Consider the following 267-nt stretch of genomic DNA (forward strand, 5'->3'; position numbering starts at 1 on the left):
GCGAAGCGCATTGAGCGCCACTTTCATCATAAAGTCGCCGAGCTTATGCTTCGGTTTGTGCACCCCAGGCGTGTCGATAAAGATGATTTGCGCGTCATCGTCTGTGTACACGCCTTGAATCTTATTGCGCGTCGTTTGCGGTTTATCGCTCATAATCGCGATTTTTTGCCCGATGACGCGGTTTAAAAACGTCGACTTTCCTACGTTTGGTCTTCCGATAATGGCAACAAATCCTGATTTGTATCCTTCTTTACGCATGCAAATCCT

The 267-nt window shown here is 47.2% G+C and carries 1 protein-coding gene; it reads right to left on the reverse strand.

The genetic code is table 11. The features are described 5' to 3' along the window. On the reverse strand, window positions 1–258 hold a 258-nt coding region (era, locus tag LD028_RS09040), incomplete at its 3' end, for a GTPase Era (protein WP_237811620.1). Between the last annotated feature and the right edge of the window lie 9 nt (window positions 259–267).

Source organism: Anoxybacillus sp. LAT27, from assembly GCF_022030075.1.
In the GTDB taxonomy this organism is placed as follows: Bacteria; Bacillota; Bacilli; order Bacillales; family Anoxybacillaceae; genus Anoxybacillus; species Anoxybacillus kestanbolensis.